The organism is Streptomyces sp. ME02-8801-2C (genome assembly GCF_033793965.1).
GTDB lineage: Bacteria > Actinomycetota > Actinomycetes > Streptomycetales > Streptomycetaceae > Streptomyces.
The window spans coordinates 417934-440867 of record NZ_JARAXP010000007.1 but is presented as its reverse complement, the minus strand read 5'-3'; the positions used below and the strand labels follow the sequence as shown (position 1 = coordinate 440867).

General features: G+C 69.2%; 24 protein-coding genes and 7 tRNA genes. 9 read left to right on the top strand and 22 right to left on the bottom strand.

What is annotated here, in order from left to right; all coding sequences use genetic code 11:
* The 4 genes from PV396_RS25090 to PV396_RS25075 form a co-directional block, all read right to left on the bottom strand.
* Positions 1–573, bottom strand: coding sequence for an HIT domain-containing protein (locus PV396_RS25090; protein WP_319208159.1), 573 nt, complete (start codon positions 571–573; stop codon positions 1–3).
* Between the two features lie 96 nt (positions 574–669).
* Positions 670–2646: a threonine--tRNA ligase gene (gene thrS / locus PV396_RS25085; protein WP_319208157.1), complete on the bottom strand. Its 1977-nt coding sequence runs from the start codon at positions 2644–2646 to the stop codon at positions 670–672.
* A gap of 123 nt (positions 2647–2769) precedes the next feature.
* Positions 2770–3993, bottom strand: coding sequence for a hypothetical protein (locus PV396_RS25080; protein ID WP_319208155.1), 1224 nt, complete (start codon positions 3991–3993; stop codon positions 2770–2772).
* Entirely contained in the window at positions 3990–4559 is a 570-nt protein-coding gene (locus tag PV396_RS25075) for a DUF4365 domain-containing protein (protein ID WP_319208153.1), read from the bottom strand. Before PV396_RS25075 ends, PV396_RS25080 begins: the two co-directional genes overlap by 4 nt.
* A gap of 168 nt (positions 4560–4727) precedes the next feature.
* Between PV396_RS25075 and PV396_RS25070 the strand changes: the two genes are divergently transcribed.
* Complete coding sequence (locus PV396_RS25070) at positions 4728–5453, top strand: 3'-5' exonuclease (RefSeq protein WP_319208152.1); 726 nt, start codon at positions 4728–4730, stop codon at positions 5451–5453.
* Between the two features lie 51 nt (positions 5454–5504).
* Here PV396_RS25070 and PV396_RS25065 read toward each other — a convergent pair.
* From PV396_RS25065 to PV396_RS25025, 9 genes are all read right to left on the bottom strand, one after another.
* Positions 5505–5576: transfer RNA gene (locus tag PV396_RS25065), tRNA-Val, on the bottom strand.
* 67 nt (positions 5577–5643) lie between these two features.
* On the bottom strand, positions 5644–6090 hold the full coding sequence (locus PV396_RS25060; protein WP_319208150.1) for an SRPBCC family protein: 447 nt from the start codon (positions 6088–6090) through the stop codon (positions 5644–5646).
* Positions 6091–6159: 69 nt separating this feature from the next.
* Positions 6160–8898 carry a Tat pathway signal sequence domain protein gene (locus PV396_RS25055; RefSeq protein ID WP_319208149.1) on the bottom strand — a complete coding sequence of 913 codons (2739 nt, stop codon included), beginning with the start codon at positions 8896–8898 and terminating at the stop codon, positions 6160–6162.
* Between the two features lie 119 nt (positions 8899–9017).
* A complete protein-coding gene (locus PV396_RS25050; RefSeq protein ID WP_319208148.1) occupies positions 9018–9626 on the bottom strand; it encodes a hypothetical protein in 609 nt (202 codons plus the stop codon).
* Between the two features lie 10 nt (positions 9627–9636).
* Positions 9637–10512, bottom strand: a complete 876-nt coding sequence (locus PV396_RS25045) for a carbohydrate ABC transporter permease (RefSeq protein WP_319208146.1) — start codon at positions 10510–10512, stop codon at positions 9637–9639.
* On the bottom strand, positions 10509–11465 hold the full coding sequence (locus tag PV396_RS25040) for a sugar ABC transporter permease (RefSeq protein ID WP_319208144.1): 957 nt from the start codon (positions 11463–11465) through the stop codon (positions 10509–10511). Before PV396_RS25040 ends, PV396_RS25045 begins: the two co-directional genes overlap by 4 nt.
* A 14-nt stretch (positions 11466–11479) precedes the next feature.
* The gene (locus tag PV396_RS25035; protein ID WP_319208141.1) at positions 11480–12766 is read right to left on the bottom strand and encodes an ABC transporter substrate-binding protein; all 1287 of its coding nucleotides are present in this window, start codon (positions 12764–12766) and stop codon (positions 11480–11482) included.
* 547 nt (positions 12767–13313) lie between these two features.
* Positions 13314–13385 (bottom strand) — tRNA-Val (locus PV396_RS25030).
* 54 nt (positions 13386–13439) lie between these two features.
* Complete coding sequence (locus PV396_RS25025) at positions 13440–13892, bottom strand: TIGR02611 family protein (RefSeq protein WP_319208438.1); 453 nt, start codon at positions 13890–13892, stop codon at positions 13440–13442.
* A 191-nt stretch (positions 13893–14083) separates the two neighbouring features.
* Between PV396_RS25025 and PV396_RS25020 the strand changes: the two genes are divergently transcribed.
* Complete coding sequence (locus PV396_RS25020) at positions 14084–14497, top strand: SsgA family sporulation/cell division regulator (protein WP_004002642.1); 414 nt, start codon at positions 14084–14086, stop codon at positions 14495–14497.
* Between the two features lie 263 nt (positions 14498–14760).
* Complete coding sequence (locus tag PV396_RS25015) at positions 14761–15318, top strand: CGNR zinc finger domain-containing protein (RefSeq protein WP_319208139.1); 558 nt, start codon at positions 14761–14763, stop codon at positions 15316–15318.
* A 70-nt stretch (positions 15319–15388) separates the two neighbouring features.
* Here PV396_RS25015 and PV396_RS25010 read toward each other — a convergent pair whose 3' ends face one another.
* Both PV396_RS25010 and PV396_RS25005 read right to left on the bottom strand, forming a co-directional pair.
* A complete protein-coding gene (locus PV396_RS25010; protein WP_006375961.1) occupies positions 15389–15541 on the bottom strand; it encodes a hypothetical protein in 153 nt (50 codons plus the stop codon).
* A 191-nt stretch (positions 15542–15732) separates the two neighbouring features.
* Complete coding sequence (locus PV396_RS25005) at positions 15733–16188, bottom strand: hypothetical protein (protein WP_319208137.1); 456 nt, start codon at positions 16186–16188, stop codon at positions 15733–15735.
* Between the two features lie 179 nt (positions 16189–16367).
* Here PV396_RS25005 and PV396_RS25000 point away from each other — a divergent pair, with 179 nt between their 5' ends.
* Positions 16368–16910, top strand: a complete 543-nt coding sequence (locus PV396_RS25000) for a DsbA family protein (protein ID WP_319208136.1) — start codon at positions 16368–16370, stop codon at positions 16908–16910.
* 43 nt (positions 16911–16953) lie between these two features.
* Here the strand turns inward: PV396_RS25000 and PV396_RS24995 are convergent, their stop codons facing one another.
* Genes PV396_RS24995 through PV396_RS24985 form a run of 3 tightly spaced genes read right to left on the bottom strand, consistent with a single transcriptional unit; the run spans position 16954 to position 19699 of the window.
* The gene (locus tag PV396_RS24995; RefSeq protein ID WP_319208134.1) at positions 16954–17778 is read right to left on the bottom strand and encodes a GNAT family N-acetyltransferase; all 825 of its coding nucleotides are present in this window, start codon (positions 17776–17778) and stop codon (positions 16954–16956) included.
* 50 nt (positions 17779–17828) lie between these two features.
* Positions 17829–18650 (bottom strand): aminodeoxychorismate lyase, encoded by an 822-nt coding sequence (locus PV396_RS24990; RefSeq protein WP_319208132.1) that lies wholly within the window; start codon positions 18648–18650, stop codon positions 17829–17831.
* Positions 18647–19699, bottom strand: a complete 1053-nt coding sequence (locus PV396_RS24985; RefSeq protein WP_319208130.1) for a chorismate-binding protein — start codon at positions 19697–19699, stop codon at positions 18647–18649. Before PV396_RS24985 ends, PV396_RS24990 begins: the two co-directional genes overlap by 4 nt.
* A gap of 155 nt (positions 19700–19854) precedes the next feature.
* Between PV396_RS24985 and PV396_RS24980 the strand changes: the two genes are divergently transcribed.
* The 5 genes from PV396_RS24980 to PV396_RS24960 all read left to right on the top strand — a co-directional run bounded on the left by PV396_RS24980 (position 19855) and on the right by PV396_RS24960 (position 20331).
* Positions 19855–19927 (top strand) — tRNA-Gly (locus PV396_RS24980).
* 39 nt (positions 19928–19966) lie between these two features.
* Positions 19967–20040: transfer RNA gene (locus PV396_RS24975), tRNA-Cys, on the top strand.
* 1 nt (position 20041) lies between these two features.
* Positions 20042–20113: transfer RNA gene (locus tag PV396_RS24970), tRNA-Val, on the top strand.
* Positions 20114–20148: 35 nt separating this feature from the next.
* Positions 20149–20220, top strand: a tRNA-Val gene (locus PV396_RS24965).
* A gap of 39 nt (positions 20221–20259) precedes the next feature.
* Positions 20260–20331: transfer RNA gene (locus PV396_RS24960), tRNA-Val, on the top strand.
* Positions 20332–20404: 73 nt separating this feature from the next.
* Here PV396_RS24960 and PV396_RS24955 read toward each other — a convergent pair.
* The 4 genes from PV396_RS24955 to PV396_RS24940 form a co-directional block, all read right to left on the bottom strand.
* Positions 20405–20701 (bottom strand): zf-TFIIB domain-containing protein, encoded by a 297-nt coding sequence (locus tag PV396_RS24955; protein ID WP_319208128.1) that lies wholly within the window; start codon positions 20699–20701, stop codon positions 20405–20407.
* 92 nt (positions 20702–20793) lie between these two features.
* Positions 20794–21783: an aminoglycoside phosphotransferase family protein gene (locus tag PV396_RS24950; protein WP_319208127.1), complete on the bottom strand. Its 990-nt coding sequence runs from the start codon at positions 21781–21783 to the stop codon at positions 20794–20796.
* A gap of 379 nt (positions 21784–22162) precedes the next feature.
* Entirely contained in the window at positions 22163–22372 is a 210-nt protein-coding gene (locus PV396_RS24945; RefSeq protein ID WP_053740242.1) for a hypothetical protein, read from the bottom strand.
* A 240-nt stretch (positions 22373–22612) separates the two neighbouring features.
* Positions 22613–22846, bottom strand: coding sequence for a hypothetical protein (locus tag PV396_RS24940; RefSeq protein WP_319208125.1), 234 nt, complete (start codon positions 22844–22846; stop codon positions 22613–22615).
* Positions 22847–22934 lie beyond the last annotated feature (88 nt).

The following is a 22934-nucleotide window of genomic DNA, read 5'->3' as shown; positions in this document are numbered from 1 at the left end:
TCAGGCACCGGGGGAAGCAGCAGGCCACGTCTCCGCCAGCATCTTCCTGGTGTCCCCCAGCAGCTGTGGCAGCACCTTCGTGTGGCCCACCACCGGCATGAAGTTCGTGTCGCCGCCCCAGCGCGGGACGATGTGCTGGTGCAGGTGGGCCGCGATGCCCGCGCCCGCGACCGTGCCCTGGTTCATCCCGATGTTGAACCCGTGCGCGCCGGACGCCCGGCGCAGCGCCGTCATCGCCTGCTTGGTCAACTCGGCCAGTTCGGCGGTCTCGGACTCCGTCAGATCCGTGTAGTCGGCGACGTGCCGGTACGGCACGACCATCAGATGGCCACCCGTGTACGGGTACAGGTTGAGCACCGCGTAGACCTGCTCGCCGCGCTGGAGAACGAGGCCGTCCTCGTCGGACTTGGCCGGGATCGAGCAGAAGGGACAGCCGTCGTCGGCGCCTGGACCGGTGGGCTTGTTCTCGCCCTGGATGTACGCCATCCGGTGCGGCGTCCACAGGCGCTGAAACGCGTCCTGTGTCCCGACTCCGATCTGCTGCTCCGGCTCACTCGTCATGCCATGCAGCATATTGCTTCGCCTGTCGGGGGCGTGTCGCCGGGGCGAGCAGAGGGAAGGGCCCCCGGAAGCCGTGCTTCCCGGAGGCCCTCACCTCACTCACCGGACTCAGACCTGCGCCCGCTCCTCCACGACCTTCGCGATCTTCGCAAGAGCGTCCGCGAAGGGAATGCCGTTCTCCTGCGAGCCGTCCCGGTAGCGGAAGGACACCGTGTCACCGTTCATGTCGTCGTCGCCGACGATGACCATGAACGGCACCTTCTGCTTCTGGGCATTGCGGATCTTCTTCTGCATACGGTCGGACGACGCGTCCACCTCGACCCGCAGCCCCTGCTTCTTCGCCTCGGCGGCGAACTTCTGCAGGTACTCCACGTGTCCGTCGCCGATCGGGATACCGACCGCCTGAACAGGCGCCAGCCACGCCGGGAACGCCCCCGCGTAGTGCTCGAGGAGCACGGCGAAGAACCGCTCGATGGAGCCGAACAGGGCGCGGTGGATCATTACTGGCCGCTGCTTGGAACCGTCCGGACCCGTGTACTCCAGGTCGAACCGCTCCGGCAGGTTGAAGTCGAGCTGCACGGTCGACATCTGCCAGGTACGGCCGATCGCGTCCTTCGCCTGGACGGAGATCTTCGGTCCGTAGAAGGCCGCGCCACCCGGGTCCGGCACCAGGGGCAGCCCCTGCTTCTCGGCCACCTGGCGAAGCGTCTCGGTGGCTTCCTCCCAGACCTCGTCCGACCCGACGAACTTCTCCGGGTCCTTGGTCGACAGCTCCAGGTAGAAGTCGTTCAGGCCGTAGTCACGCAGCAGCCCGAGCACGAAGGTGAGCGTGCGGTCGAGTTCCTCGGCCATCTGCTCACGCGTGCAGTAGATGTGCGCGTCGTCCTGGGTGAAGCCCCGGGCGCGGGTGAGGCCGTGCACGACGCCCGACTTCTCGTACCGGTACACGGTTCCGAACTCGAAGAGGCGCAGCGGGAGTTCACGGTAGGAACGGCCGCGCGCGTCGAAGATCAGGTTGTGCATCGGGCAGTTCATGGGCTTGAGGTAGTAGTCCACGCCCTCGTCGAGCTGCATGGGCGGGTACATGCCGTCGGCGTACCAGTCCAGGTGGCCCGAGGTCTCGAAGAGCTTCCCCTTCGTCGCGTGCGGGGTGTAGACGAACTCGTAGCCCTCCTCCTCGTGCCGGCGGCGCGAGTAGTCCTCCATGACCCGGCGGATGATTCCGCCCTTGGGGTGGAAGACGGCGAGGCCGGAACCGATCTGGTCCGGGATGGAGAACAGGTCGAGCTCGTTGCCCAGCTTGCGGTGGTCGCGCTTCTCGGCCTCGACAAGGAAGTCGAGGTGCGCCTTCAGCTCCTCCTTGGTGGGCCAGGCGGTGCCGTAGATGCGCTGGAGCATCGGGTTCTTCTCGCTGCCCCGCCAGTAGGCGGCGGCGTTGCGCATCAGCTTGAACGCCGGGATGTTCCGGGTGGTCGGCAGGTGCGGACCCCGGCAGAGGTCCTTCCAGCACAGGTCGCCGGTCTTCGCGTCGAGGTTGTCGTAGATCGTCAGCTCGCCGGAGCCGACCTCGACGTTCGCGCCGTCGTCGGTGGAGGCGGAGCCCTTGATGCCGATCAGCTCCAGCTTGTACGGCTCCGACGCCAGCTCCTCGCGAGCCGCCTCGTCGGTCACCACACGGCGGGAGAACCGCTGACCGCGCTTCTGGATCTCCTGCATCTTCTTCTCGATGACCTTGAGGTCCTCGGGCGTGAACGGCTTCTCGACGTCGAAGTCGTAGTAGAAACCGTCCTTGACCGGCGGGCCGATGCCGAGCTTGGCCTCGGGGAAGAGCTCCTGCACGGCCTGGGCCATGACGTGGGCGGTGGAGTGGCGCAGGATGTTGAGGCCGTCCTCCGAGGAGATCTCGACGGGCTCGACCTCCTCGCCGTCCGCCACCAGGTACGCGAGGTCCTTGAGCTCCCCGCCCACGCGCGCGGCGACGATGGAACGTTCGCCGGCGAAGAGGTCGGCGGCCGTAGTCCCCGTCGTCACCACGCGCTCTTCCCGCTCGGAATCGCGTTGGATGATCACACGGACGTCTGACACCGGTCTCTCCTGACTGCAGGGGGGTGCGGGCGCCATACCGGGAGCGCGCGCAGGTAGGGATCGTACCGACCCGTGCCCGCCCACCGCGAAACAGATAACGGAAGGCCCCCGCCTCCACTGCCCTCAGTCGTCCCCGCTGCACGCCTCCTCGAAGAAATCGAGGTTCTCCTGCAGCGACTTCAGCAGCCGGTCCCGTTCCGCCTCGTCGACCTGGACGGGTACGAGCCCGGAGGCCTGGGTCAGCCGGCGGAAGCCGCCCCGGCTCTCGAGTCGGCCGTGCACACGTACCGGCAGCCCGATCAGATGGGCGTGCCCCGCGATCCGGTACGCCTCCTCGTCCAGCGTCATCCGGACGTGCGGGATCTCGGCGCCGGCCAGCACCCGCAGCCGTACGGCACCCTCACCGCGCGGCCCCGACCTGCGCATCCGTACCACCGCGCCGGTGATCCTGACCGCCACCGACGGTTCCTCGCGCAGATAGCGGGAGCCTGCCGCGCGCAGGGCGGGCAGGTCGCCGGGCGAGAACTCGACGGGTTCGGCACCGACCGAGCAGCCTTCGGGGACATCGGCGCCGGGTGCCCACTCGACGGCGATCCGGGCGCCCTCCGTACCGCGGACCAGGGCGACGAGGGCCTCCGTCAGTTCATGGCTGACGCCTGCCTCCACGGCGCCGTCGAAGGCGTCCATGCCGCCGGTGGCCCGGTGGTAGTCGATGGCCTCCCGGGCCGCGTACAGGGCCTGGTGGAGCCGTACGGCGAGGGGGCGGCCCGTGCCGACGGGGACGAACGCGGTGAGGCTGCGTCCGGCGGGGGCGGCGCCGACGAGTACGTGGTCGAGGAGGGCGTCCGCGGTCCTGCGGTGGCGGGCGCCGTAGTAGCCGGCACGCGCGCGTGTGGCGAGCGCTCCGGCGAGCATCATCCGGCGGGCGGCCGAACGCAGTTGCTCCTCCACGGGCCAGGAGGCGACCCCCGCGGGGCCGGTCGGGACGTCACGCCACCAGCGGATCTCGTCGCTGGGTACGGCGAGGCCGACGAGCACCTCGCGGGCGGCGGGCGATCCGCTGCGGGTGAGTGCGACGAGGGCCTCGGCGAGCAGGTCGTCGCTGTCGGGGAAGGCCCGGCTCTCGGGCACGAGCAGGCTCGTCCCGGTGCCGCCGGGCCCGGGTGGGGTCCAGCGGCCGTACCGTCCGACGGCTCCGCCGCGCCGCTGCCAGCCGTGGCGGCGCAGCAGGGCGCCGAGTACGGCGGGGTCGACCTGCTCGGGCGCGGGCGGTTCGTCGTGCCAGGTGGTGTCCACAGGGTGCGGGCGGACGGGCCGCAGGGGCTCCTCGCCCGGCCGGTGCGTCACGGTCTGCCTCCCGTCCCGACGCGCGTCATGATCTCGCAGAGCGCGCGGTCGTCGAAGATGCGTGAGGTCGGTATCCGCACGGTGGTCCGGTACCGGCCGGTGATCCGCTGGCCGGCCAGGTTGATCCAGTAGCAGCAGTGCCGCAGGTCGAGGCGGTCGTGGCCGGCGCGCAGCCAGTCGTCCTGCGAGCGCGGTACGAGCATCACGACCAGGATCTTGTGCACCGAGACCGGGGTGCGGGCGAGCTTCGCCAGATGGGCGTTGTCGAGCGTGAAGGAGAAGTACGGGCCCGGCGGGTTCGGTGCGATCTGGTAGGTGCACTTCAGCTGGACCTTGATGGTGACCTCATCGTCGACCGTGTGCCCGGGAGAGCCGTGGCTGACGTGCCAGTCGATGCCGTTGTCGGGGAAGGGCTGGGACAGCGAGCAGCCGGCCGCGGCGGCGACGGCGTGCAGATAGCCCACCTGCAGTGTCTCCATGCAGGCGGTGGTGGCGAGGGTGCCTCGATGGGGTGCCGCCGTCCGCTCGGGCAGCAGCCCGCCCCGTTCGGGCTGCGCTATCGCCATGACCAAATGCCTTCCAAACCGGCTGAATTACCATGACAGGCCATTGAAGTGCGTAAACCTGTACCTCTGTTGTCTCCTTCCGGCGTACGGCGCAAACAGCCCGGGTATCACCAAACGGGCAGAAGACGGTGCGTCAGCTGCCGTGGGTGAACGAGGAGTTGCATAGGTATGACGTGCTGGTACGAGGGCCCTTTGGCCGCGTTCGACACGGAGACCACGGGTGTGGACGTCGAGACCGACCGGATCGTGTCGGCTTCCGTCGTGGTCCAGGAAGGTCCGGCCGTCCGGCCGAGGATCAGCCGCTGGCTGATCAACCCGGGTGTGCCGGTACCCGCTTCGGCGACGGCGGTGCACGGGCTGACGGACGAACATCTGCAGCGCAACGGCCGTTGGCCGTCCCCTGTGGTGGAGGAGATAGCCCGGGCGCTGGCCGAGCAGTCCGCGGCGGGCCGCCCGCTGGTCATCATGAACGCGCCCTTCGATCTGACCATGCTGGACCGGGAGTTGCGCCGCCATCGCGCTTCGTCCCTCGATCGCTGGTTCGAGTCGGCACCGCTGCTGGTGCTGGACCCCCGGGTCCTGGACAAGCATCTGGACCGCTACCGCAAGGGCCGCCGCACCCTCACGGACCTGTGCGCGCACTACGGGGTCACGCTGGAGGGCGCCCATGACGCGGCGGCGGACGCGATGGCCTCCCTGGAGGTCGTACGGGCGGTCGGGCGCCGGTTCGCGACCCGGCTGGAGCGCCTCTCCCCCGCCGAGCTGCACACGCTCCAGGCCGTGTGGCACGCGGCGCAGGCCCGCGGACTGCAGGCGTGGTTCGCGAAGAGCGGTACGCCGGAGGCGGTCGATCCGGCGTGGCCGCTGCGCCCGGAGATGCCGGCGGCGGCATGAGCGGGGGCACGAAAAAGCCGGTCCGTCGATGACGGACCGGCTTTATCCCGGTGGGCGATACTGGGTTCGAACCAGTGACCTCTTCGGTGTGAACGAAGCGCTCTCCCACTGAGCTAATCGCCCGGGAACGCACCGAACAATACAGGTCCGGACGGGCTTCGTTCAAACCGCTTCGTGCGGGCCCCCGCGTTCAGCCCGTCTGGAGGTGTGCGGTCAGTCCGCGCCGTCCCGCGCGCATCATCAGGGCGTGGTTGGCGCGGAAGAAAGGCCGGCCGAGCACGGCCAGGCGGCGCAGGAGAGGTTTGGTGACGTCGACTTCCTGGTCGTAGTCGGCGAGGGTGCCGGAGCCGGATTGGGTGAGGGTCCAGCGGGCCCAGCCGTCGAGGTCGCCGCTCATGGCGATCTCCAGGATTCCGGCGGCCTGGTCACGGCGCACCTCGCGGGCGGTGAAGGTCAGGTCGTACGGCAGCAGGGAGCGGATGCGGACGATCCCGCTGGTGTCGTCGACGCGGTTGACCTCGCGTACCTGCGGCCACCAGCGGGGGTAGTCCTCGGCCTGCTCGAGGGCCGCGTACACGAGGTCGGGCGGTGCGGTGAGCGTCCACGAGGTGCGGAAGCGGTAGTGGCTCCAGTCCATGGGGGGAGTGTGCCCGCGTTCCCGCTCCCGCCGCGCGCTGTGCGACGGGAGCGGGAACGCGGTGTCGCGCTACGAGGGCATCTTGTGGCCCAGCAGGGCGAGGTTCTCGATGGCGGCGAGGCCGTAGAGGGCGGTGTCGTTGGTGGCCACCCAGGTGGCCTCGCTGCCCGGGACGAGGGCGACCGGGCCACTGATCTGCTCGGTCTTCCAGGGGGCGGACTCCCGGTAGCCGTCGGAGTTGTAGAACTTGTCCCACGCGCGGGCGGCGAGTTTCGCGTCGCCGGTCTTCACGGCCGCGTACGCGTCGAGCCGTGAGTGGCCCTGGAAGAGCAACAGGGTGCCGAAGTTGGAGCCGTAGCGGGCCGCCTGTTCGGCCTTGGTGGCGTTGAAGTAGCGGCAGTAGTCGAAGTACGCCTCGTTGAACTTGGGCATGTCGACCAGGTCGATGAGTTCGGCGCAGAGTTCGTTGAGTCCGAAGACGGCGGAGAGGTGCGAGACGCCGACGACGGGCGTCGCCGCGACGGCGAACTTCCCGGTGTCGAGGTCGTACAGCCCGCTGCCCTGGACGAAGCCGTTGGGCTGGGCGGCGATGGTCTCCATGGTGGACAGGACGCGCGCCTTGGCCTTCTCCCACTTGGGGCCCTTGCGCTCCCACTCGGTCAGCCAGGCCGAGACCAGGCCGCTCCAGTCGGTGCCGAAGCCGATCGACAGGGCGTGCCGGTCGGGGGTGTAGGGCTCGGTGCGGATCTTGCGCAGCGGGTCCAGGGCGAGGAAGGTCTCGTCGCTGTCGACGTTGGCGTGCATGAGGTCGCCGACCCGTTCGTCACCGGTGAGGAAGTAGTAGTAGCGGCGGTAGGTGGTGTTGGCGATGCGCTGCTGCTTGGCGCTGTCGGCGTAGTGCTGCACGCCGTGGCGGGTGCCGAGGCCGGCCCACTGTCCGAGGTGGTAGACGTCGACCTCGCCGGTGTGGCGGGTCATCGCCTCGGCGAACCGGAAGATGTCGGCGCGGCCCGAGCGCAGGTAGGCGAACCAGAGCCAGAGGTCGGGCGACAGTTCGGAGTTGTCCCACGCGTAGCCGCCGACGTCGTAGCGCCACTGGTGCCGGGCGGTGTCGTACGTGTGCATGATGTCGCCGTAGTCCCAGAAGCCGTACCAGCGGCGCTGCTCCACCTGGTCCTTGTAGTAGGTGAAGAGGAAGTCGAGGTGGTCCTCGATCTTGGCCTTGGCGGGGGTGGAGCGGTCGGGCTCGGAGTAGAGGCCGGGGCCGAAGACCTGGGCTTTGATGAGCTGCTTGGGCGGGGCGGCGAGCTGGGGCAGCACCCGTACGGCTTCGACCTGTTCGGCGAGTTTTTCGGGGCTGGGGGTCGACTCGTTGGCCCAGAAGAGGAGTTCGGAGGTACGGGCGATGCCGTAGGGGGTGCCGAATTCGGGCTCGTAGTCCTCGTACGTGATGTTGAGGCCTTCGAGCTGTTCGGCGAACGTGTCCTGGCCCATGCCGTCGTGGTAGAAGCGCAGGTCCATCGGCTGGGCCTCGGGCGACCAGAGCCAGAGGGTGACCTCGGCCTCGTCGGTCTGGGCGTCGCGGATGTCGAGCTGGGCGGGGTGCTTCTCCCAGAAGTCCCGCAGGCCGAAGGAGAATCCGCCGCTGGCTCCGCCGACGTAACCGAACCCGGAGGCCCGCTTGCCGCCGCCGGCGGCGATCCAGCCGTGGCCCTTCTTGGTGCGCTTGCGGAGGGTGTAGCCGTCGGCGGAGAGCTGGGAGAGGGTGTAGTCGCCCCACTCGGGGATGTACTGGAGACGGGTGGTGACCCGCTGGTCCCAGGTCGAGGGGTCGGGCAGCTTCTGCCCCGCGAACTGGGCCGCCTGGACGGCCGCCCCGGGGTCGCGCCGCAGGCCGGTGATGCCCTTGACGGCCTCGCGCAGCAGTCCGGTGCCGTCGCCGCCGATCCGGATGTGCCGGTCGTACGAGGCGTCCCGCATCGGCACGCTGAAGCGGACCCCGATGCCGCGGATGAAGTCGCCGCTGGCCTTGCCGGGCTCCTGGGTGCCGTCGTACGTGATGGTGTGGACCATGCGGAACGAGTCGGCGCCGGCGTAGAAGTAGAGGCGGATGGAGAAGGGGAGCCAACTGCGGCTGCCCTTGCGGTGCTTGCCGTCGATGCGGACAACTGCCCTGACGGGTCCTTCCTGTTCGACCTCCACCTTGCCGATGGCGCTGTCGAAGCGTTCGAACTTGGTGGCGCCCTGGTCCTCGTCCTCGATCTCGGGCTGGCGGATGAGGACGAGCCGCCCGTTCTTCGCGATCTCGGTGGAGCCGCGGGTCACCGACTTGACCAGCGTGGAGCCGGACTTGCCGATGCGTGCGGTGATGACACCGGTCGAGATGTCGATGGTTCCGCCGCTCTTGTCGACGGTGACCTTCGCGGCGGGGGCGTCGGGGGTCCCGGCGGCGAGCGTGAGCTTGCCGTTGCCCGAACTCACGGCGTGCGCGGTCCACTTGAGGGATCCGTCGGGCCAGTAGGCGAGCGGCCACGACTGTACGGGTACGGATTTGCCGGAGGCGTCCGTGAGCGCGAACGTCTGGTCCGCGTCGTAGGTGCCCTTGGGCCAGGGCACGCCGACCGTGGAGCCGGGGGCGGCGCCGAGGCCGCCGTCCTCCAGCCAGTCCAGGGTCACCGGGTCGGTGGCGGCCTCGGCGGCTCTGGGCGCGGCCTGCGCGTCCTTCGCTCCTAGGGCCCAGCTGAACTGGGCGGCGGCTCCGGCGACTGCGGCGGCCTTGAGGAGTGACCTGCGGGGGATGGGAGACATGGGAGACCGGCCTTTCCTGTGCGTGCGGATGCGGAGGTGGTCAGGGGCATGGCGGAGAGGGGCATGGCGGAGAGAGGTACGGCGCTCGAGGCGCCGACCTTGTGCGAGGGCACCGCCCGTCAGCGGTGCTGGTAGCGCTCCTCCACGGCGAGGGCCGCCGCCGCGACGGCCCCGAGGACGGGAACCGCCAGCGGCGGCAGGAACCCTGCGGACAGAGCCACGACGGCCAGCCCGCAGACGACCAGGAAGGACCCGGCGGGATCGCGGACGGTGCGGCGCCCGGCGTCCGTGAGCAGCGCCCGCCAGGAGGCGCCCGGTGTCCAGACTGCCGCCGCCCGCAGCAGGGCCACAGCGGCGCCGATCAGCGCGAAGATGCCGACGGCCCCGACGAACTGCCCGCCGGGGATCCCGGCGCGCGCGGCAAGGACGTCCACCCAGACCGCGGCGGCCAGCGTCCAGCCGACGAGCCCGACGAGCCAGCCGCCGCGCAGGGCGGCCCGGAAGTCCGCGACGAACTCCCGTCGGCCGCCGCCCACATGGGTCGTACGACGCCGCAGATGCCGTGCCCCGGCGGCGAATGCCGCAGGGTAGGTGACGACGCCGAGACAGGCCACGGCGATCCACACGCCGGTGAGCAGACACTCGGCGAAGACCGCGAAGCGCTCGCCGAACAGGGACTCCTTGCGCTCCTTGCGCGGGGCGTGTCCCTTCACGCGTGCTTGGGCCATGGTGGCCGCCTCAGCCCTTCAGTCCGGAGGTCGCCATACCGTCGATGAGGTAGCGCTGGAAGGCCATGAAGAAGGCGACGACCGGCACCAGCGCCACCAGCGACATGGCGATCATGCTGCCGTAGTTGGAGATGCCCTCCTGGTCGCGGAACATCATCAGGCCGAGCGAAACGGTGTACTTGGAGGGGGTGTTGAGGTAGATCAACGGCCCCATGAAGTCGTTCCACGCGTTGATGAAGGTGAAGATGGCGCTGGTGATGATGGCCGGCCGGCTCAGCGGCAGCACGATCGACCAGTAGGTCCTCAGATGCCCGCACCCGTCGAGCTTGGCGGCCTCGTCCAGTTCGCGCGGCAGCCCGCGCATGAACTGCACCATCAGGAAGACGAAGAACGCCTCCGTGGCGAGGAACTTGCCCGCGACGAGCGGCACGAGGGTGTCGATGTAGCCGAGGTTGCGGAACAGCACGTACTGCGGGATGAGCAGCACGTGGTACGGCAGCAGCAGCGTGCCGATCATCAGCGTGAACAGCAGGTTCCGCCCGGCGAACCGGATCTTGGCGAAGGCGTACGCGGTCAGCGAGCTGGAGATCACCACGCCGACCACGGCCAGGCCCGCGTACATCAGCGAGTTGGTGAAGAAGCTGGTGATGGAGATGCCGGAGATGCCGTCGGCGAGCCCGGAGAAGTTCGCCCAGACCGGCTTGGTGGGCAGCAGGTCGATGCTGGCGATGATGTCCTTGCTCGGCTTGAACGAGGCGCCGAGCACCCAGATCACCGGGTAGAGGACGACGGCGAGCACGAGGAGCGCGCCCACGTGCCAGGCGAGGGATCCGACGCGCCGCCGCTCGTTCGCGGTGTTCGCAACAGGACTGGTGGCGGTGGTCACTTGCCGGCCTCCTCGTAGTGCACCCACTTCTTCTGCGACCAGAACAGGACCGCCGTGACAAGCGCCACCGCGACCACCAGCGTCCAGGCCATCGCGGAGGCGAAGCCCATCTGGGACTCCTTGAAGCCCTTCTGGTAGAGGTAGCAGGTGTAGACGAGGGTCGCGTCGGCGGGCCCGCACCTGGTGTCGGAGACGACATAGGCGGAGCCGAACACCTGGAACGCGTGGATGGACTCCAGCAGCACGTTGAAGAACAGCACCGGGGAGATCATCGGCAGGGTGATGTTCCAGAACCGCCGGAAGGGGCCGGCGCCGTCCATCTCGGCGGCCTCGTACAGCTCCTGCGGCACCTGCTTGAGCCCGGCCAGGAAGATGACCATCGGTGCGCCGAACTGCCAGATGCTCAGCGCCACCAGGGCGTAGAGAACGTAGTCCGGATTGCCGATCCAGCCGCCGACATCGAGCCCGAAGACCTTCTGCGTACGGTCCACCACGGCGTCGTCGGAGAACAGTGCCCGCCAGACGAAGCCCACGGAGACGCTGGCCCCGATGAGCGACGGCATGTAGAACGCGGCCCGGTACAGGGCCTGACCGCGCCGGTTCTGCGCGAGCAGCAGCGCCACTCCGAGGGCCAGCAGCAGCTTCAGCGGTGTGGCCACGACGACGTACTTCAGGGTGACCTCGACCGACTTCTGCCAGCGCGGATCCTGGAACATCGTCGTGAAGTTGTCCAGCCCCACCCACTTGGGCGGTGTGAACAGGTTGTAGCTGGTGAACGCGTAGTACAGCGACGCGATCATCGGCCCCGCCGTGAGCAGCAGGAACCCCGCGATCCACGGCGACATGAAGAGATAGCCGGCGAGGTTCTCGCGGCGCCGCCCGCGCCGCCCGGCGGCAGGAGCGGCGGACCGCTTCTGCGCCGGGGGCGCGGGCGCTTCTTTGACGAGCGTCATGGTGGTACGTCCCCTCAGCCCGCGAACGCGGCCTTGGCCTCGCCGAACAGAGCCTTGGCGGCGTCGGCCGGCTTGGTCTTGCCCTGGGCGACCTCGCCGCCGATACGCAGGAAGGCCGCCTCGATGACGTCCGCGCCGGACGGGTGCGGGGTGATCTTCCCGAGGACGCCGGCCTTGGCGACCTCGTCCTCGTAGGCGGCGACACCCTTGTTGTTGGGGTCGGTCGGCTTGAAGGCGTCGAACTGCTCGGTGGTGGCGAGGATGCCTCGGTCGTAGCCCATGATCTTGCCGACCTCGGGGTCGTGGACCATGAAGTTGATGAACTGGGCGACCTCCTTCGGGTGCTTGGTCCCGGAGAATCCGCTGAGCATCAGCGAACCGAGGTACTGGCCGGTGGCCTTGCCGTCCGTGGTGGGGATCGGCGCGAGGCCGTAGTCGGACTCGCCCTCGCCCTCGTACCGGATGGAGAAGTTGTCCCAGGTGAATTCGGACGCGGCGAGGCCCGCCGACAGACCGGACTTGGGCTTCGCCTGCTCGATCTTCTTGGGGTCGGCGACCAGGCCGGACTTCACGCGCTTGTAGCCGTCCGTCCACCACTGCGTCAGGTCGTCCTCGGTGAAGCCGAGGTCGGTGTCGGTGAAGAAGGCCTTGCCGTTCTGGCGCAGGTAGAGGTCGTAGAGGTACATGATCGCGAAGTAGCCGGTGTCACCGGCGATCTTCAGCTTGTCCTGGATCTTCTGCAGAGCGGCGAAGTAGTCGTCCCAGGTCCAGCCGAACTTCGCCTCGACGCCCGCCTTCTCGAAGGCCTTGAGGTCGATGACGAGTGCCATCGTGTTGGCGCCGACCGGTATGCCGATCTGCTTGCCGTCGACCTGACCGTTCGCCAGAACGCCGTTGCGGAAGTTCTCCAGGTTCAGATTCCCGGCGTCCGCCTGCGCCTTGAGATCCAGCAGAACGCCGCGCTTGTCGTACTTGCGCAGGAATCCGACCGCATTCTGGAAAACGTCCGGCGGATTACCACCGGAGGCCTGGGTCTGGAACTTCTCCCAGAACGACTCGTAGTCGGTGAATTCCGGCTTGATCTTTATCTTCGGGTACTTCTTCTCGAAGAGCGCGATCGTCTTCTTGATGGCGATGGTGCGCGGCTCGCCGCCCCACCACGCATAACGGAGCGTCACATTCCCGTCCCCGGCACCGCTGTCACCACCGCACCCGGTCGTGGCCGCAAGCCCCAGCGCGGCGGCCGAGGCTCCGGCCGCCTTGAGGATCGTTCGCCTCTCAACATTCCCGTTCTTAGGCATAGTCGGGCCCTCCCCGCGACGTCGTTGGCGCCTGCGTGAATCGTTTCAAGTAAGCGCTTGCTGGCACAAGCTACGGAGGGGCTCGGAATGCGTCAATGATTCGGACAGGATTTTTCTGTGAGCGGGCCGGTCGGAGAGGGTACGCGAGTCGACTCCCGTACCCACAAAGGGGGTTGACGTTGCAGGTGAGGCGGCTGGGGTCGACCGGTCGAACATCGGCGGGCCGCCCGTGTTTATTTGGTGCCGGGCCGAAATGCGCCTCACGGGTGGGGAGTTGGAGCCGGGAGCGACGGAGGTTCAAGGAGTGGCGCGGCGGAGGGTCGACGGACGCCGAAGGACGCCCTCCCGGAGGCTCGGCATGGTCTCCTCGGGTCAGCGCGGGGCGACGCGAGGGGCCGCGGGAGAGAGGTCGAGAAGGATGCGGCTGAGTCGGCGGGTCACAGAAACGAACCCCGTTCGAGTCCCACGAGAGCCGCCGAAGCCCTGCCCGGAAACGACGAGTGCGGCCCTGCCCACGATTCCGTGGACAGGGCCGCACTTGATCCGGTGGGCGATACTGGGTTCGAACCAGTGACCTCTTCGGTGTGAACGAAGCGCTCTCCCACTGAGCTAATCGCCCGGGCGCAGAGAGAACATTACCCCATGTCAGGGGGTGCCTCGCACACGCCCCGGATCACTGATCCTTGATCTTCCAGGGCATTTCAAGCCCGAACTTCCATACGTAGATCCCCACGAGAACCGCGATGATCACCAGGCCGATCGTCGTCAGAATGATGTTGCGGCGACGCACCTTGGGATCGAGCGCGCGCTGTGCCGCCTCGGTGACCTTGCGTTTCGTCCAGCGCAGCACCAGCTGGGCCCAGACGAACTCGGTCGCCCAGATCGCCATACCACCGAAGATCACCAGCCAGCCCGGCCCGGGCAGCGGCAGCATGATGATCCCGGCGACCACCACGGCGAGGCCCACGACGAACACGCAGACCTGCCAGCTCATGTGCAGCACACGGCGCGCCTTGATGAATTCCGGTGCTCTCGACCCGAGCTCCCGCTCGTCCATGACCTCACCGGCCCCGGTCTCATCTGGTGTCACGACAGCCTCACCCGGCTTGTCACTCCCCGTATTCATACGGCCAAACCCTACCGGACCGAAACCGGTCACCGTAATGGTCGTAGCCGACGAACCGGTTCTCGGCCGGAAGAGTTACGTAAACGCACGCAAAACACTCAGAGGGGTTTACAACGGCACCGTAGGTGGCATGTCGATTTCGCCGACGTGCGAATCCCCGAGCGCACACTGAGCGAAAGGCCTTGGCGCTTATGAACACCACGGTCAGCTGCGAGCTGCACCTGCGCCTCGTTGTGTCGAGCGAGTCCTCACTGCCCGTTCCCGCAGGACTGCGGTATGACACGGCCGATCCCTACGCCGTGCACGCCACCTTCCACACCGGAGCCGAGGAAACCGTCGAGTGGGTGTTCGCCCGCGACCTGCTGGCGGAGGGCCTCCATCGCCCCACCGGCACCGGTGACGTCAGAGTCTGGCCGTCCCGGAGCCACGGTCAGGGCGTTGTCTGCATCGCCCTGAGCTCCCCGGAGGGCGAGGCACTGCTCGAAGCCCCCGCACGAGCCCTGGAGTCCTTCCTGAAGCGAACGGACGCCGCCGTGCCACCCGGCACGGAACACCGCCACTTCGACCTCGACCAGGAGCTGTCCCACATCCTGGCGGAAAGCTAGGACGGCCCCCGCTGAGCCGCCCGGCGCCGTCCACTCGGGGAGACGGCTCGGGCTCAACCGCATATGGCATACCGCCGCCGCCCCGCGGGTCTCCGCGGGGCGGCGGCGGCGCGTCCGCGTGGTTTTCCCGGCGCCGCCGCTCCGGTCCCGCACCTGGTCCCGTCAGGACCGACGGACGCCTCCGCCGCCGTGAGCCACTACCATCGGCCAGCATCGGCGGGCGGGCGCCCGCCCGACCGTCCAGGCAGGCCAGGGAGAGCAACGTGCTGATCACCCACGACACCCGGTGCTCCCTCGACGCCGTGGTCGATCTGGTGAACACCGCGCCGGAGGACGACACGACGGACGCGCTGCCCGATGTCGAGGCGCTCGCGGAGTTCGTACGAAAGCACGACATCAGCGACGTAGGCGTGCTGTCCGAGATCGATCTCGCCGCCGTGCACCGGATCCGGGGACGCTTCGCCGGGGTCTTCGCGGCTCAGGACGCACGGACCGCCGCCGCGCTCATCAACGAGCTGGTCGCGGCCGCGGGTACCACGCCCCGGCTCACGGACCACGACGGGTACGACTGGCATGTGCACTACTTCGCCCCCGGCGCGTCCGTCGCGGACCACCTCGCCGCCGACTGCGGAATGGCCCTGGCGTTCTTCGTCACCGCCGGCGAGCAGGAACGACTCCGGCGCTGCGAGGCCCCGGACTGCCGGCGCGCCTTCGTCGACGTCTCCCGCAACCGGTCACGCCGCTACTGCGACAGCCGCACCTGCGGAAACCGGCTCCATGTCGCGGCCTACCGGGCGCGCCGCAAGGAGTCCGCGAGCTGACGGGCGAAAGGCCCGGGCCCGGTGCTGACGCAGCCCCCGGCGGGTGGCGCCGGGGACTGACGTGTACAGCTCACAGCAACAGCAGATCATGCAACGAAGCCATGAGCAGCAGACACCCGATCACCGCAAGGAAGATCATCAGCGGTGGCTGGGAAAGGGCGAAGAGGCACCCGCGCGGCTCATCCTTGGGCGGCACGGCCTCGCTCTGTGTTGTGTCCAGCATCTCGCCGCGATGATGACGCAGCAGGCACCCTCGACGCGATCAACACATCCGAAATGCGCGGTAGTTCGCTGAATTCCTTATTGTTCGCAGCGAGTCATGATCGCTTCCGAGCGACCGTCGTCGTCTCCCGGTCGTTTGTGTCGTTTCAGCACGTCAGCGGTTCCTCCCCACTCGTCGTGCGCCGCGCGGCTTCATATGCCGTGCTTCTTCAGGATCGCCTCGATGTCGCTGAAGTCGTCCCCGGCGCCACCGCCGCGCGGCTGAGCCGTCGGCTGAGCCGCGGGGCGGGAGGCTTTGCCGCGCCCCTGCGCCAGCGAGGGCGCCGACGCCGCCGGAGCCACCGCGTCACGCTGCGCGGTCCGTATCTCCCCGCGTTCCTTGCGGCTGCCACCCCTGCGTCGCTCCACCGCGCGTGTGGTCACGAAGAGCAGCCAGGCGCCGCCGAGCACGCCGAAGCCCGCCCAGGCGGAGGGACTGAAGGCGGTGTCCGCCGCCCACCCGACCACCCCGGTCATCACCAGGCCGACGGGCACCAGTGAGTAGGCGGCGATCCGGGCAGCCGCGAGAAAACGCTTGCGGTATGCCGTGACCACCGCGATGCCCAGGCCGGCCGCGGAGACGGCGGAACAGAGGGTCTCGGCAATCATCCGGTCCTCCAGGCAGGGTTCGGTCGCGCAGACGCGCTTTTGTCCCTTCCATCCTGCACCGCCCGGTCCTTGTGATGCCATGCTCCGGCCCGAGATCAGGGACATCTCCGGGTCGGCTCCTCCACAGGTCCCGGTCCCCTCGTACGACGCCCCCCGCCGAGGCTGGGAAACTGGTGCCCATGAGCGACTCCTCCCCCGCCCCCGCCGACCCTTCCGCCCCGGCCTCCGTCCCTGTCCTCGACGTCTGGTGCGAGCTCCAGTGCGCGGACTGCCGCACCGCACTGGACGACGTACGCGCCCTGCGCGCCCGCTACGGAGACCGTCTGGAGGTGCGGCTGCGGCACTTCCCGCTGGAGCGGCACAAGCACGCCTTCGCCGCCGCCCAGGCCGCCGAGGAGGCGGCCGAGCAGGGGCAGGCGTGGCCGTACGTCGAGGCGGTGCTCGGCCGGGTCGAGGAACTGGACCGTAGGGGCGAACCCTTCCTGGTCGAGGTGGCCCGCGAACTCGGTCTGGACGCCGAGGAGTTCGACACCGCGCTGATCGACGGCCGGCACATCCTGATCGTCGACGCCGACCAGGCCGAGGGCAAGGCCATCGGCGTGACGGGCACGCCGACGTATGTCATCGCCGGTGAACGCCTCGACGGCGGCAAGAGCCAGGAAGGGCTGCGGGAGCGGGTCGAGGAGATCGTGGAGCGGCTACTGGCCGGCCCGGAGGCCTGACGCCCACGCGCCGAGCCTCTCGCACCCGCCCTCGACCGTTCGTCTACAGCAGATCCTTGTACATGTGGTGGGTCACCGTCTCGTATCCCAGCGACTCGTAGAGCCGTTCCGCCGGGCTGTTGCCCGCGAAGACGTTCAGGGAGATGGCGGCACGGCCGGCCGCGATCGCCTGGGCCTCCGCCAGGAGCATGAGGGCGCGGCCGTGGCCTCTGCCCCGGTGCGCCGGTTCGGTCTCGACCTTGTAGACGAAGGCCAGCCCCTCGCGGGAGCCCAGCCACAGGATGCCGACCCGGTCGCCCTCGTGCTCCAGGACGGTGAGCGTCACGCCCTCGCTGGCCACGCCTCGTGGCAGCAGCAGCTCGTGATCCCGTTTCGCCTTGGCGTGCGCCTCCGCAGTGGGCACGCCCCGCGCGATCCAGCTCTCCGCGTAGCTCTGCCGGCCTGCCGCCTCCCACACCTCGAACTCGGTCTCCGTCATGGGCCGACCGCGGCTTCCGGCGGGCAGTTCGGGCGGGGTGGCGCCGAGCACCTTGTCCATACGGCGGTTGCGCAGCACGTAACAGAGCGCGGTCGCGAGCCGCAGCGCCGCCGGGGCGTCGTCCGGGACCGACGCCTCGACGCGCCGGCAGCCCCAGCCGCGCGCGACCTCCTCCGCCGCGAGTGCGGCCACGGTGCCCCGGCCGCGCCGCCGGTCGCGTTCGTCGATGCGGAGGTCGAGGATCTTCGCGACCTGGTCCCCAAACGTGGGGTCGGTGCCAAGGTGTATCGCGCCGACGGGACGGCTGTTCACGCACACCTGGTAACGGCGTGAAAGCGCCCCGTCAGTCTCGCGCTGCAGCGGCTCGATCGGCCGCAGGGTGGTGGTCATCAGGGGTGTTCTACCCACTGTGGAGACCAACGGCAGCTCATTAACCGCGATCAGGGGTCCAGGTCGTTTCCGGCCCGCTCGTCGAAGACCCGCATCGCCTTGGCCGTCACCGGGCCCGGCGCACCCGCGAGTGGCCGGTCGTCGACCCGCCCGACGGCCTGTACGTCCCTCAGCGTGGACGTCAGGAAGATCTCGTCGGCGCCTTCCAGCACGTCCAGGGGCAGGTCGGTCTCCTTGGCCCCCGTCCACTCCACGACCAGGGCGCGAGTGATGCCGGCGAGGCAGCCGGAGGCGAGCGGCGGGGTGTGGATCTCGCCGTCCAGGACGACGAAGACGTTCGACCCCGTCCCCTCGCACAGTTGACCGACCGTGTTGCCGAACAGCGCCTCGGACGCGCCCTGTTCACGCGCCCTGGCGAGCGCGACGACGTTCTCGGCGTACGAGGTGGTCTTCAGGCCGGTGACCGCGCCGCGTTCGTTGCGCGTCCAGGGGACGGTGATCACGGCGGTCGAGTCGGGGCGCCGGGCGGACTCGCCGACGGCGACGACCAGCGTCGGGCCGTGCTCCCCACGGTCCGAGCCGAGGGGGCCGTGTCCGCCGGTGTACGTGATGCGCAGGCGGCCCAGTGCCATCGGGTTGGCGTCGAGCACGGCCGTACAGGCACGGCGGACCTCGTCGAGGTCGGGGTCGGGCAGGCCGAGGCCGCGGGCCGAGCGGGTCAGCCGGTCCAGGTGACGGGTGAGCGCGAACGGCCGGCCGTCGACCGCCTTTACCGTCTCGAAGATGCCGTCGCCCACGGTCAGTCCGTGGTCGAACACGGAGACGCGGGCGGACTCGGTGTCCTGCAGCCCGCCGTCGAGCCAGAGCTTCACGTCAACGACCCCTCTTCACTCGCCTCGTACGGACCCGACGCTATCGCGAGCAGCCGGGATGCCTTCAGCTCGGTCTCCCGCCACTCCGCCTCCGGGTCCGAACCCCAGGTGATGCCCGCTCCGGTGCCGAAGCGGAGCATGCCGTCGGCCCGGTCGATCCAGAAGGTGCGGATACCGACCGCCAGTTCGCCGGTGCCCCGGTCCGCGTCGACCCAGCCGACGCCGCCGCAGTACGGCCCCCGGGGTACCGGTTCCAGAGCGTCGATGATTCGCAGGGCGCTCGACTTGGGCGCGCCGGTGACCGACCCCGGCGGAAACGCCGCCGCCAGCAGCTCCGGCCAGCCGGTTCCCGGGCCCAGTTCGCCCCGTACGGTCGACACGAGATGGACGAGCCCCGGGTGCTTCTCCACGACGCACAGTTCGGGGACGGTCACCGAACCCGTCGTACAAACGCGCCCGATGTCGTTGCGGACCAGGTCCACGATCATCACGTTCTCGGCGTAGTCCTTCTCCAGGAGGTCCGCCTCGGTGCGTCCGGTGCCCTTGATCGGGCCCGACTCGACGGTCCGGCCCGCGCGGCGGAGGAAGAGTTCGGGGGACGCGGTGGCGATCTCGACACCGAGCGCGGGCAGGCGGATCGTTCCTGCAAAGGGCGCGGGATTGCCGTGCGCCAGCAGCGAGGTCAGTGCGTCCACATCCGCGTCGGGTGCGACGGGAGCGGACAGTACCCGGCAGAGGTTCGCCTGATAGACCTCACCGGCCGCGATGTGCTCGCGGATCCGGCGTACCCCCGCCGTGTACGCGGCGCGGTCGAGCGACGACGTCCAGTCACCCGCGTTCGGCCCCCGCCACATCCCGCGCCCCGACCCCGGCGCGGGCACCGCTTCTTCTCGTACGTCACGGAAGCGGGCGCAGGTCAGACGGCCCCCGTAGTCCGCGCACACGGCCCAGAAGCCGGTGGAGTCGAGGGCCGCGGGATCACTGGTGACGTCGAGGAGACCGGTGGCGACGAGCCCGCCGAAGCGGGCGAGAGGAGCGAGATCGGACACACCGCCGAGTCTATGGCGGGTGTCCTGCGGGTGCCCTGACCATGTCTTCGAGCGGGCACAGCGCAGCACGCTGCACAAACGCGTTTTTGTGCTGGCCCCGGAATCCGCTAGAGTTCAACACGTCGCCGGGACGCGAGAGCGCACCGAAACGGCACGCGGACGTAGCTCAGTTGGTAGAGCGCAACCTTGCCAAGGTTGAGGTCGCCAGTTCGAACCTGGTCGTCCGCTCGCAGGATGAGGGGGATCTTCCCGAACCCCCGCATTCCTGGTGGAGTGGCCGAGAGGCGAGGCAACGGCCTGCAAAGCCGTCTACACGGGTTCAAATCCCGTCTCCACCTCCAAGGACGATTAGCTCAGCGGGAGAGCGCTTCCCTGACACGGAAGAGGTCACTGGTTCAATCCCAGTATCGTCCACTGGTCCGCAAGGACCTTGATCCGCAAGGGTCTCCGCGCGATTAGCTCAGCGGGAGAGCGCTTCCCTGACACGGAAGAGGTCACTGGTTCAATCCCAGTATCGCGCACGCTGTCATCACGACGCGGTCTTCGGATCGTGGTCCCGAGGACGATTAGCTCAGCGGGAGAGCGCTTCCCTGACACGGAAGAGGTCACTGGTTCAATCCCAGTATCGTCCACACGTCGAAGAAGCCCCCAGCCGTCTCGTACGGCTGGGGGCTTCTTCGTGGTCATGGTGACACGTCGTTTCGGTCAGCTGGAGAACAGCATGTGGCCGAAGCTCTTGTGGCGCTTGTGGCCGTAGTGACCACCATGGCCGCCGTGGTGACCGCCCTGCGGGGCGCCCCAGGCCGGTGCCGGAGCGGACGGGTAGGCCTGCGGGGCCGGAGGCGGCGGCGCGGCGGGCCCCGCCCACTGGGACTCCACGCGGGTCAGCGCCTCGAGCTCGCCGTAGTCGAGGAAGATCCCCCGGCAGCCACTGCACTGCTCGATCTGGACACCATTGCGGTTGTACGTGTGCATCGGCGCGTGACACTTCGGACACTGCATGCTCGGTTCAACTCCCTGCCGTCGGTACTGCTTCTTGATCCGGTTTCGCCTCTCGCCAGGACAGACTCTGTCCGGCTCCGGTCGGTTGCACCCTACTTCGCGTGGCCGTGGGTCAACTCGGGTGGTACCGCACCCATTCGGGCACATGCGTCGACGACGGCCTGCTGTACCTCGTCCAGCGGGCGGTCCGCCGCCGCGGCCTTGACGATCGCGAGGGCCGCCGTCTGCACGGTGAGGGCACGGGCGGCGACGTCCAGGGCGGGCCAGGGGTCGCCTTCGGCGGGTACGGCCGGGCCGCCCGCCGCGCGGTACGCGGTGAGGAAGCGGGTCCACTCGTCGGGCGGGAGCAGTCCGCAGGCGTACCAGGCGGCGGGGCGGGCCAGGTCCCAGGTGGGGGTGCCGATGCCGAGGTCGTCGACATCGATGAGCAGCCAGGGGCCGTCCGGGGCCGGGTGGCGTACGAGCTGGCCCAGGTGGAGGTCGCCGTGGCAGAGGGTCGGGTGGGGTGGCGGGCCGTGCCGGTCCGGCCGGTCCGGGAGATCCGGCATGGGGGCTTCCGCTCTGGCCCAGGCGGGCAGTGCCGCCCAGGCGCGCAGTACGGGCTCGGTGGCCGGCTGGGGGGTGACGGCTCGGTGGCGGGTGGCGGCTTGGAGGCGGGCGATGGCGCGGGCTGCTTTGGCCGGGCCGCGCATGGGCGGGAGTCCGGGTGGGGCGGGGGTGCGGTGGAGGCGGGCGAGGAGGATGGCGGCCTCCTCCCAGGGGGCCGCGTCCGGGTCCTCCGGGTCGACCGGGGTGCCGTACGGCCAGAAGGTCACGAGTCTGCCGTGCAGGTCGACGGGGGTCGGGGCGAGTGGGGGCAGGAGGATGTCGGGGAGGTCGGCTGCGGTGGTGAGGCGGGCGGTGAGTTCGGTGGGGGTTGTGTCAGGGGCGTGGGCCTTCGCGACTGTGTCGGCGTGGCGGACGACTGTGCCGTCGGGGCGGTCGGTGAGGGTGGCTGCGCCGCAGGGGCAGGTGGGGGTGCGTGTGTGGGCCTGGTCCTTGGCTCGGGTGGTGAGGGCTGAGAGCAAGGGGGTGGCTGTCACGGGGCTCCCTGGGGCGGGCGGGGGGGTGGGTGGGTCTGGTCGCGAGGGTACGGTGCCGGTTGCCGGGGGTGTTTTTTCGCCCCCGCCGCCCCTACCCGTCCCATCCCCAGGGGCTCCGCCCCTTCGACCCCGCCAAGGGGCTGCGCCCCCTGGACCCCCCTTCGGCCTGAACGGCCTCGTCCTCAAACGCCGGACGGGCTGAAAAGCGCCTGGCGTGGCCTCGTCCTCGAAGGGTGGACGGGCTGCAAGGGGCAAAGCAATGCCCGCGCAGCTCCCCAGCTGCGCGGGCATTTTTGCCGTCCGCCGCACCCCCGTCCCCACGGGGTTTCATGGGTGGATGTCCCCGCCCGGACCGCTCTTCCGGGCCTGGGGTCGCCGCTCAGCGCCCCAGCATCACTCCCACGGACGACGCCTGTGTGACCACTGCTTCCCAGCCGCCGAAGACGACCACGAGCAGGGCTGCCAGGGGAAGGACCATCGCTGTCGCCACCAGTGGGTGACGCTGGCCCTGTCGGCGCGGGCGGAACGCGGCTACGTACGCCTTGCGTCCCTGTGTGCGGAGCGCCGTCCGCGATGCCGTGTGGGCCATTGGTCCCTCTCCTGACCGTTCTCTTTTTGGTTGGCAGCGGCGGGTGTCTGACCTCGGGGGACGAGTGCTGCACCCGCCGCTTGACCTCAAATCTAGGCTGCCGACGGGTAGCGGTCGTCATGCCCTCGTACCGATTGCCGGGCCTCCCGGAGGATGACCTGTGACCTGCGGACTACTCCCCTGGGTGGAGACGGAGTCCTAGGTCTCAGGGTCATCCCGGAAGGGGTGCCCGGTGTGTCCCTACTGTTCCGCGCTGTCCTCCCTCGGCACCGGCTGCTCGACCAGCGCCAGGACACGGTTCGCCATGAAGCGGGCTGTACGGACGACAGACCCGTTCCTGGTGACTTCGCTCACTTCCACGACACCTCGGCGTACCGCCGTCTCCACCCTGCGGCCCGCCCTGCTCGCCACCACCTCGTAGGTACGTGTGGTGTCCCCGGCATCCACGACTATCTCCACGCGGTCACCCTTCACGGGTCCAATCCCCCTTCTGTGACGGGTGGTTGGGATCACACGCGATCTCAAGCCGCCCTGTTCGCGCGCTCCCTGACCACTCCTCAAG